Source organism: Nocardia brasiliensis (assembly GCF_042691675.1).
Lineage (GTDB): Bacteria > Actinomycetota > Actinomycetes > Mycobacteriales > Mycobacteriaceae > Nocardia > Nocardia brasiliensis_D.
The window spans coordinates 5,634,133-5,644,620 of record NZ_CP170507.1; the positions used below are offsets into that span (position 1 = coordinate 5,634,133).

Consider the following 10,488-nt stretch of genomic DNA (forward strand, 5'->3'; position numbering starts at 1 on the left):
GTCAGCCGAAGAAGCTGCCGATGGTGTCCCAGCCGAGCACGGAATCGACCGCGAGACCGCAGAACACCACCGCGAGATAGTTGTTCGACTGCAGGAACAACCGCAGCGGCTTCACCGATTCGCCACGCCGCACGCCCGAGTACAGCTGGTGCGCCATGAGCAGGAACCAGGCTCCGGCCACCAGCGCCACGGCGGTGTAGACGACGCCGGTCGCGGGAGCCAAGGCCAAGGTGGTGAGCACGGTGAGCCAGGTGTAGATGACGATCTGCTTCGTCACCACCTGCTCGGTGGCCACCACCGGCAGCATCGGCACGCCCGCCGCGCGGTAGTCCTCCTTGTAGCGCATGGCCAGCGCCCAGGTGTGCGGCGGCGTCCAGAAGAAAATGACACCGAACAGCGCGATCGCGGGCCAGCCGATGCCGCCGGTCGCCGCGGACCAGCCGACCAGCGCGGGCATGCAACCCGCCGCGCCACCCCACACCACGTTCTGCGAGGTGCGACGCTTCAGGCCGAGGGTGTAGACGAAGACGTAGAACAGGATCGTCGCGACCACGAGCAGCCCGCTGAGCAGGTTCGCCTGCCACCACAGCCAGGCGAACGAGGCGAGGCCGAGCAGCACACCGAACACGAAGGCGTGCGAGGTGGGCACCGCTTCCCTGGCCAGCGGTCGCTTCGCAGTCCGCTTCATCACCTTGTCGATATCGGCGTCGGCGACACAGTTGAGCGTGTTCGCACTCGCCGCACCCATCCACCCACCGAAAAGCGTGACCAGGATGAGCCGGATGTCGATGTGGCCACGATCGGCGAGCAGCATCGTCGGAATCGTGGCAACGAGCAGCAGTTCGATGACCCGCGGTTTGGTGAGCGCGATATACGCCAGCACCCGTCGCATCAGTTTGGACGGCAGGCCAGGACCCGTGAACCGATCGGCCAGCGCCGTCGGAGAGGAGCCGTGCGCGCCATTGCCACCCGGCTGTTGCCCAATCCGCACTGTTTCTCCTCGCACGCTGTGCATCGCATCCGGCATGGACCAAGCAGCGCGCTCGGTCCCACTGAGCTGGATGCGCGAGAGCTGGACCTTCGCCCGCCTCGGCGCCTCCTTCAGCCGGTGCGGCGCGGCTACTACTACAGAGGATGGTAGACCCCCGCCAACCCCACTCCTCACATAGCCCCACACAACAACATTGAGAATGTGATCCATCAGACCAAGCCGTCCGACCCCAGCTACGGCAACCCTCCTCGCCCCATACCCACCCAACCCAACCCCCACAAAGCGAGTCTTACGAGCGCGTTCGCGGCCCGTCTCGCGTCCGAGCGGTCGAAGCGCACGCGACGAAGTCGCAAGTCTCGACCGCTCGGACGCGAGACTTCCCGGGGCCGCGAACACGCCGCGCCCGCGCGGCCAATAAACACAGGGTTCCTATGTTGCCGCTCAGCGGGCACATCTAGGGTGGTTGGGTACACACCCGGTATGCACGCCGTCGCTGTTGTGCGTTCATCGCCGCCAGTAAAGCCGCCGTCGACGAAACCAATGTCAGGAGAACCTCGGTCGTGTCAGTCACAGACGACATCCGCGCCCTCACTCAGCCGAATCACCCGGACGACTGGACGGATCTGGACACCAAGGCCGTCGACACGATACGGGTGCTCGCCGCCGACGCGGTGCAGAACGCCGGAAACGGTCACCCGGGCACCGCGATGAGCCTGGCCCCGTTGGCGTACTCCCTGTACCAGCGGACCATGCGGATCGATCCGAGCGATCCGAGCTGGGTCGGCCGGGATCGGTTCGTGCTGTCCTGCGGTCACTCCAGCATCACCCAGTACATCCAGCTCTACTTGGCGGGTTTCGGTCTGGAGCTGGACGATCTGAAGAACCTGCGTAAGTGGGGTTCGCTCACGCCGGGTCACCCCGAGTTCCGGCACACCGACGGCGTCGAGATCACCACCGGCCCGCTCGGTCAGGGTCTGGCCGCCGCGGTCGGCATGGCGATGGCGGCGCGCCGCGAGCGCGGGCTGTTCGATCCGGACGCCGCGCCGGGCGCCAGCCCGTTCGACCACTTCATCTACGTGATCGCCTCCGACGGTGACATGGAGGAGGGCGTCACCTCCGAGGCGTCGTCGCTGGCGGGCACCCAGCAGCTCGGCAACCTCGTGCTGATCTACGACGACAACAAGATCTCCATCGAGGACGACACCACCATCGCGTTCAACGAGGATGTCGCCAAGCGCTACGAGGCGTACGGTTGGCATGTCCAGGTGGTCGAGGGCGGCGAGGATGTCGTCGCCATCGAGTCCGCGCTGGCCGCCGCCAAGGCGGAGACCGGCAAGCCGTCGATCATCGTGCTGCGCACCATCATCGGCTACCCGGCGCCCAACAAGATGAACACCGGCGCCGCGCACGGTGCCGCGCTCGGCGCCGACGAAGTGGCCGCCACCAAGAAGATTCTCGGCTTCGACCCGGAGCAGTCCTTCCAGGTCGACTCCGAGGTGATCGGGCACACCCGTCAGGCCATCGACCGTGGCAAGCGGGCGCATGCCGCCTGGCAGGAGCAGTTCGACGCGTGGGCGCAGGCCAACCCCGAGCGTAAGCAGCTGTTCGATCGTCTCGCCAAGCGCGATCTGCCGGCGGGTTGGGCCGCGAATCTGCCCACCTGGGAAGCCGATCCGAAGGGCATGGCGACCCGCAAGGCGTCCGGCAAGGTGCTCGCCGCGCTGGCCCCGGTGCTGCCGGAGCTGTGGGGCGGCTCGGCCGACCTCGCCGAGTCGAACAACACCACCATGCCGGACACCCCGAGCTTCGGCCCCGAGTCGATCTCGACGGGGATGTGGAAGGCCGACCCATACGGCCGCACCCTGCACTTCGGTGTGCGCGAGCACGCCATGGGCGCGATCCTCAACGGCATCGCCTTACACGGCCCGACCCGCCCGTACGGCGGCACCTTCCTGGTGTTCAGCGACTACATGCGCCCGGCGGTGCGCCTGGCCGCGCTGATGCGCGTGCCCGCCATCTACGTGTGGACGCACGACTCCATCGGCCTCGGCGAGGACGGCCCGACGCACCAGCCGATCGAACACCTCGCGGCGCTGCGCGCGATCCCCGGTCTGAACGTGGTTCGCCCCGGTGACGCCAACGAGACCAGCTACGCGTGGCGGACCATCCTGGAGCGCGACAGTGCCGAGCACACCTCGCACTTCTCCGTCTCCGAGATGCCGCACCAGGACGGCCCGTCGGCGCTGGCGCTGACCCGCCAGGACCTGCCGATCCAGGAGGGCACCAGCTTCGAGGGCGTCAAGAAGGGCGGCTACATCTTGGCCGAATCCTCCACCGACACTCCGCAAGTGATCCTCATCGCTACCGGCTCGGAGCTCCAGCTGGCCGTCGAGGCCCGCACTACGCTGGAGGAGCGGGGCATCGGAACCCGGGTGGTGTCGATGCCGTGTGTGGAGTGGTTCGACGCGCAGGACCAGGCTTACCGCAACGAGGTCTTGCCGCCGACCGTCACCGCGCGCGTCGTCGTCGAGGCCGGTATCGCGATGCCGTGGCACCGGTTCGCCGGTGACGCGGGCCAGATCGTCTCGATCGAGCATTTCGGTGCTTCCGCCGACTACAAGACCCTCTTCCGCGAGTTCGGATTCACTACCGAAGCCGTGGTCGCCGCCGCGCTCACCACCTTCGAGAACAGCGGCGCAGTCGAAAACGTGAAGGGATAAGCGCTCATGACACAGAACGCGAATACCGCCGCCCTCGCCGCGGCAGGCGTTTCCGTATGGCTCGACGACCTGTCCAGGGACCGCATCCAGTCCGGCAACCTGGCCGAGCTGATCGACACCCGCAGCGTGGTCGGGGTGACCACCAACCCGACGATCTTCCAGGGTGCGCTGAGCAAGGGCCACGCCTACGACGGACAGCTCAAAGAGCTTGCCGCCCAGGGCGCGGACGCCGACGCCGCGATCCGCACCATCACCACCGATGACGTGCGCGCCGCCTGCGACGTCTTCGCCGGCGTGTACGAGGCGTCCAACGGCGTGGACGGCCGCGTCTCCATCGAGGTGGATCCCCGCTTCGCGTTCGACGCGGAGAAGACCATCGCGCAGGCCATCGACCTGTGGAAGACCGTCGACCGGCCGAACCTGTTCATCAAGATCCCGGCCACCGAGGCGGGTCTGCCCGCGATCACCAAGGTGATCGCGGAGGGCATCAGTGTGAACGTCACGCTGATCTTCTCCGTCCAGCGCTACCTTTCGGTGATGGGCGCCTACCTGGACGGTCTGCGCAGCGCCAAGACCGCGGGCCACGACCTGGCCAAGATCCATTCGGTCGCTTCGTTCTTCGTGTCCCGGGTGGACACCGAGATCGACAAGCGGCTCGAGGCGATCGGCTCCGACGAGGCGCTCGCGCTGCGCGGGCAGGCCGGTATCGCCAATGCCCGGCTGGCCTACGCCGCGTACCAGGATGTCTTCGACGGCGGCGCGCACACCTCCACCTACGCCCACCTCGGCGCCGCGGGCGCGAATCGGCAACGGCCGCTGTGGGCTTCGACCGGTGTGAAGAACCCGGAGTACTCCGACGTCATGTACGTCACCGAGCTGGTGGCGCCGAATACGGTGAACACGTTGCCGGAGAAGACCCTCGAAGCCGTCGCCGACCACGCCGAGATCCGCGGCGACACCGTCAGCGGCACCGCCGCGGCGGCCCAGGAGGTCTTCGACAAGCTCTCCGCCGTCGGCATCGACCTGGACGACGTGTTCCAGGTGCTCGAGCGCGAGGGCGTGGACAAGTTCGAGAAGTCGTGGGCGGAACTGCTTTCCGCCACCGCGGCGGAATTGACCGCCGCCGGGAACAACTGACCACGATGGCCGGCCCCAAAACCCCGACCTGGCAGAACCCGCTGCGCGACGAGCGGGACAAGCGGGTGCCGCGCATCGCGGGCCCGTGCAGCATGGTGATCTTCGGAGTCACCGGTGACCTGTCCCGGAAGAAGTTGATGCCGGCCATCTACGACCTGGCGAACCGGGGGCTGCTGCCCCCGGGTTTCGCGCTGGTCGGCTTCGCGCGGCGGGACTACGCCGACGAGGACTTCGCCAAGGTCGTGCTCGACTCGGTGAAGGCGCACGCGCGCACGCCCTTCCGGCAGGAGGTCTGGGACCACCTTGCCGAGGGAATCCGGTTCGTGCAGGGCAGTTTCGACGACGACGCCGCCTTCGCCACGCTCGCCGATACCCTGGCGAAGCTGGACAAGGATCGCGGCACCGGCAGCAATCACGCCTTCTACCTGTCGATTCCGCCGAACATGTTCCCGGTGGTGCTCGATCAGCTGTCCGAGCACGGGCTCGCTCAGCCGAACGTCACCGACGCCGCGGGCCGTAAGCCGTGGCGGCGGGTGGTGATCGAGAAGCCGTTCGGGCACGACCTGGAGAGCGCGCAGGAGCTGAACGCGTTGGTCAACCGGGTGTTCCCGGAAGAGACGGTGTTCCGCATCGACCACTATCTCGGCAAGGAGACGGTGCAGAACATCCTGGCGCTGCGCTTCGCCAACCAGCTCTACGATCCGATCTTCAACGCCAACTACGTCGATCATGTGCAGATCACCATGGCCGAGGACATCGGATTGGGCGGTCGCGCAGGCTATTACGACGGCATCGGTGCGGCCCGCGACGTGATCCAGAACCACCTGCTGCAGCTGCTCGCGCTCACCGCGATGGAGGAGCCGATCAGCTTCCAGCCCAAGCAGCTGCAGGCCGAGAAGATCAAGGTGCTCTCGGCTACGAAACTCGTTGAGCCGCTGGATGAAACCACCGCGCGCGGTCAGTACGCGGAGGGCTGGCAGGGTGGCGAGCACGTGGTCGGCCTGCTCGACGAGGAGGGTTTCGACCCCGAGTCGCGCACCGAGACCTATGCCGCGATCACCCTGGCGGTCGACACGCGCCGCTGGGCCGGTGTGCCGTTCTATCTGCGCACCGGAAAACGGCTGGGCCGCAGGGTCACCGAGATCGCGGTGATCTTCAAGCGCGCTCCGCACCTGCCGTTCGACCAGACCATGACCGAGGATCTCGGGCAGAACGCGTTGGTCATCCGGGTGCAGCCGGACGAGGGCATCACCACCCGGTTCGGGTCGAAGGTGCCGGGGTCCAGCATGGAAGTGCGCGACGTCAACATGGATTTCAGCTATGGCGAGGCGTTCACCGAGTCCTCCCCCGAGGCCTACGAGCGCCTGATCCTCGATGTGCTGCTCGGGGTGCCGTCGCTGTTCCCGGTGAACGCGGAGGTCGAATTGTCTTGGGGCATCCTGGATCCGGTGATCGAACACTGGGCGACCGAAGGTAAACCCGAACCCTACGAGGCGGGCACCTGGGGTCCGGCCTCGGCCGACGAGATGCTCACCCGCACCGGGCGCGAATGGCGGCGGCCATGATCATCGACATTCCGCAGACCACCACCGGCGAGGTCACCAAGCGCATCGTGCAGTTGCGCGAAAGCAACGGCGTGATCACCATGGGCCGGGTGCTCACCCTGGTGGTGTGCACACTGGACAGCTCCGAGGCCGAGGACGCGATCGATGCCGCCAACGACGCGAGCCGCGAACACCCTTGTCGGGTGGTCGTTCTGGCGCGCGGCGACCGGGAGGCCGAGACTCGGCTCGATGCGCAGATCCGGGTCGGCGGTGACGCGGGCGCGGCCGAGGTGATCGTGCTGCGGTTGCAGGGCGAGCTGGTGAACCACGAAAGCAGCGTGGTCATCCCGTTCCTGCTGCCGGACACCCCCGTGGTCGCCTGGTGGCCGCGCGGCGCGCCGGAGTTCCCGTCCAAGGACTCGGTGGGGCGCTTGGCAACTCGGCGCATCACCGACGCCACCTACGCGGCCGACCCGCAGGCCGCGATCAAGAAGCGGCTCGACTCCTACGCGTCGGGTGACACCGATCTGGCCTGGAGCCGAATCACCTACTGGCGTGCGCTGCTTGCCGCCGCGTTGGACGAACCGCCGTTCGAGCCGGTGCAATCGGCGCTGGTGTCCGGGCTGCGCGACGAGCCCGCGCTGGACATCCTGGCGGGCTGGCTCGCCATCCGGCTCGACTGCCCGGTGACTCGCCGGACCGGTGCGCTGAAGGTGGAACTGCATCGACCGTCGGTGTCGGTCGCGATCGAACGGCCGCAGACCGGCCGCACCGCGACGCTGACCCGCACCGGCGACCCGGACCAGCGAATCGCGCTGGCCCGCCGGGAAACTCGCGACTGCCTGGCCGAGGAGCTGCGCAGGCTCGACGCCGATGAGATCTACGCCGAGGCACTCGCCGGAATCGAGAAGGTGACGTATGAGTGAGCGCAGCGTGGGGCCGGGTGGCAGCGCCGCCGAGTTCCCGACCGACTTCCCCAGCGACACGGTCGAGGTGCACCTCGACACCGAATCGCTGGTTACCGCCGCGGCGACCCGGTTCGTGAGCGTTGTCGTTGCCGCCCAGGCCGAACGCGGATCCGCGTCGGTCGTGCTGACCGGCGGCGGCACCGGCATCGGCCTGCTCGAACAGGTCCGCAAGGCACCCGGCGACATCGACTGGTCTCGCCTCGACGTCTTCTGGGGCGACGAGCGCTTCGTTCCCGCGGGCGATGCGGAACGCAACGACCGGCAGGCCCGCCAGGCCCTGCTCGACCACGTCCCGGTGGACCCGGCCCGGGTGCACCCGGTGGCCACCTCCGACGGCGAGTACCCCGACCCGATCGAGGCCGCCGCCGAATACTCCGCCGCCGTGCACGCCTACCTCGCCGAACACGACGCCTTCGACCTGCACCTGCTCGGCATGGGCGGCGAAGGGCACATCAACTCGCTGTTCCCGCACACCGACGCGGTCCGCGAAGACCACGAACTCGTAGTCGCCGTGACCAATTCACCGAAGCCACCGCCGGTCCGGGTGACCCTCACCATCCCCGCCATCCGCCGCACCCGCCACGTGGTGCTCGTCGTCGGTGGGGCGGCCAAGGCCGAGGCGGTCGCTGCGGCGATCGCGGGCGCGGACCCGGTCGACATTCCGGCTGCGGGCGCGGTCGGCCTCGAATCCACCACCTGGCTGCTCGACCAAGAGGCGGCCAGCGCGGTGAAGTAGCCGCGCCGACCATTCAGACGGAATGAGATCGTCGGACGGAAAATAGTCCGGTCAGATCGGCGATGGCGCGCAAAATCATCGGACGACCGATAAGCTGGCGCGAATGAGCGAGCGGGACGCGACCCCCGGATCCAGCCCGGCGAAGGTTCTTGACGATCGGTTTCGTGCGGCGGTCAGTGCGCTGACACCCGGACCTGATCATGGCGCAGCCGACGACATCGCGCCGGGGATCACCGGCGCGACCCTGCTGGAGCTGTTCGAGGCGCAGGCGACGAGCAGGCACTTGGATCTGGCGGCGCGGCAGTTGGGGGCGAGCAAGCGCGGGTACTACAGCATCGGGTCGTCCGGGCATGAAGGTAACGCGGCGCTCGGGTTGGCGCTGCGGGTGACCGATCCCGCGTTGTTGCATTACCGGTCGGGGGCGTTCTTCGTGCAGCGCGCTCGGCGGGTGGCGGGTCTCGATCCGATCCGTGACGTGCTGCTCGGTGTCGTCGCCGCGGCGGCGGATCCGATATCCGGTGGGCGGCACAAGGTTTTCGGCAGCAAGGCCGCCGCCATCATTCCGCAGACCTCGACCATCGCCTCCCACCTGCCGCGCGCGGTCGGTCTGGCCTTCGCGATCGATCGTGCCGCACGCCTGGGTGTAACGAGTGAGTGGCCGTCGGATGCGGTGGTGCTGTGCAGTTTCGGCGATGCCTCGGCCAATCATTCCACCGCGGCCGGTGCGATCAATGCCGCGATTCACACTGCCCGCCAAGGGGTTCCGCTGCCCATCCTGTTCCTCTGCGAGGACAATGGCATCGGCATCAGTGTCCCTACGCCCGCGGATTGGATCCAGCAGGCTTACGGCACCCGCCCCGGCCTGGAATACTTCGGTGCCGACGGTTGCGATCTCGTCGACGCGCTGACCACCTCGACCGCTGCCGCCGCCTGGGTTCGCGAGCACCGCAAACCGGCCTTCCTGCACCTGCGAACGGTCCGACTGATGGGCCACGCGGGCTCCGATGTCGAAGCCGCCTACCGCAGGCCCGCCGATATCGCCGCCGACCTGCTTCGCGACCCGGTGACCGCGACCGCCCGGCTGCTGGTGCACACCGGCGTCGCGACGCCCGCCGAGGTGCTCGACCGCTACGACGACATCGCCCACCGGGTCACCACCATGGCCGAACTCGTCTGGCGCGAACCGAAATTGACGTCCGCCGCCGCCGTGATCGCCCCGCTCGCGCCGTCGCGTCCCGCGCAGGTGCGAGCCGACGTGCTCCGAGACGCACAGGGGTCGGTCGATGGCGGAGTCGCCGCCTCGCAAAGCGCGACAGGGACATCTGGCAAACCGCGGGATATCGCCGAGCGCGGTGCGGACGTGAATCGCGATGCGGCGGCTACTGAACCGATGACCCTCGGTCAGGCGATCAATCGCACCCTGGCGAGCCTGCTGGCGCGCGACTCCGATGTGCTCGTCTTCGGCGAGGATGTCGGCCGCAAGGGCGGCGTGTACGGCGTGACCAAGGGCCTGCAGAAGCAGTTCGGCAAGCGCCGGGTCTTCGACACCCTGCTCGATGAGCAGAGCGTGCTCGGCACCGCACTCGGTACCGCGCTCGCCGGTTTCGTGCCGATTCCGGAGATCCAGTACCTGGCCTACGTGCACAATGCCGCCGACCAATTGCGCGGCGAGGCCGCCACGCTCTCGTTCTTTTCCCATGGGCGCTACCGCAATCCGATGGTCGTGCGGATCGCGGGCTACGCCTACCAGAAGGGCTTCGGCGGCCACTTCCACAACGACAATTCGATCGCCGCCCTCCGCGATATCCCCGGCCTGCTCATCGCCTCCCCGTCCCGCGCCGACGACGCCGCCGCGCTGCTGCGCACCTGTGTCTCCGCCGCTCGGGTAGACGGCCGTGTCTGCATCTACCTGGAACCCATCGCCCTCTATCACACCCGCGACCTGCACGAGCCAGGCGACAACGCTTGGCTCGCAACACTTTCCGACAACCATGTCGAAATCGGCCGCGCCCGCATCTACGGCACGGGCACCGACCTCACCATCGTCAGCTTCGCCAACGGCGTCCCCATGAGTCTGCGCGTGGCCCGCCGCCTGGCCGAACGCGGCATCCACGCCCGCGTCCTCGACCTCCGCTGGCTCTCCCCCCTCCCCCTGGACGACCTCCTCCAACACGCCCGCGCCACCGGCCGAGTCCTCATCGCCGACGAAACCCGGCACAGCGGCGGCGTCTCCGAATCCCTCTGCGCCGCACTGATCGACGCGGGCTTCGAAGGCCGAATCTCCCGAGTAACCAGCGAAGACAGCTTCGTCCCGCTCGGCCCCGCCGCCGACACCGTCCTGCTCGACGAAGCCAAAATCGAAACCGCCGCAGGGAAACTCATGGCGGAGTAG

The 10,488-nt window shown here is 67.9% G+C and carries 7 protein-coding genes; 6 read left to right on the forward strand and 1 reads right to left on the reverse strand.

Annotated features, from left to right (window positions below):
* Window position 1 precedes the first annotated feature (1 nt).
* A complete protein-coding gene (locus ACFK0J_RS25835) occupies window positions 2-991 on the reverse strand; it encodes a heme o synthase (protein WP_218470091.1) in 990 nt (329 codons plus the stop codon).
* 560 nt (window positions 992-1,551) lie between these two features.
* Here ACFK0J_RS25835 and tkt point away from each other — a divergent pair.
* The 6 genes from tkt (at window position 1,552) to ACFK0J_RS25865 (ending at window position 10,488) form a co-directional block, all read left to right on the forward strand.
* The gene (gene tkt / locus ACFK0J_RS25840; protein WP_378731564.1) at window positions 1,552-3,711 is read left to right on the forward strand and encodes a transketolase; all 2,160 of its coding nucleotides are present in this window, start codon (window positions 1,552-1,554) and stop codon (window positions 3,709-3,711) included.
* A gap of 6 nt (window positions 3,712-3,717) precedes the next feature.
* Window positions 3,718-4,848 carry a transaldolase gene (tal, locus tag ACFK0J_RS25845; protein ID WP_378731567.1) on the forward strand — a complete coding sequence of 377 codons (1,131 nt, stop codon included), beginning with the start codon at window positions 3,718-3,720 and terminating at the stop codon, window positions 4,846-4,848.
* Between the two features lie 5 nt (window positions 4,849-4,853).
* Window positions 4,854-6,413 carry a glucose-6-phosphate dehydrogenase gene (gene zwf, locus ACFK0J_RS25850; RefSeq protein ID WP_378731569.1) on the forward strand — a complete coding sequence of 520 codons (1,560 nt, stop codon included), beginning with the start codon at window positions 4,854-4,856 and terminating at the stop codon, window positions 6,411-6,413.
* A complete protein-coding gene (opcA, locus tag ACFK0J_RS25855; RefSeq protein ID WP_378731571.1) occupies window positions 6,410-7,318 on the forward strand; it encodes a glucose-6-phosphate dehydrogenase assembly protein OpcA in 909 nt (302 codons plus the stop codon). The genes zwf and opcA overlap by 4 nt, the downstream gene beginning before the upstream one ends.
* Window positions 7,311-8,096 carry a 6-phosphogluconolactonase gene (gene pgl, locus ACFK0J_RS25860; RefSeq protein ID WP_378731573.1) on the forward strand — a complete coding sequence of 262 codons (786 nt, stop codon included), beginning with the start codon at window positions 7,311-7,313 and terminating at the stop codon, window positions 8,094-8,096. Before opcA ends, pgl begins: the two co-directional genes overlap by 8 nt.
* A gap of 103 nt (window positions 8,097-8,199) precedes the next feature.
* Window positions 8,200-10,488, forward strand: a complete 2,289-nt coding sequence (locus ACFK0J_RS25865) for a thiamine pyrophosphate-dependent enzyme (protein WP_378731575.1) — start codon at window positions 8,200-8,202, stop codon at window positions 10,486-10,488.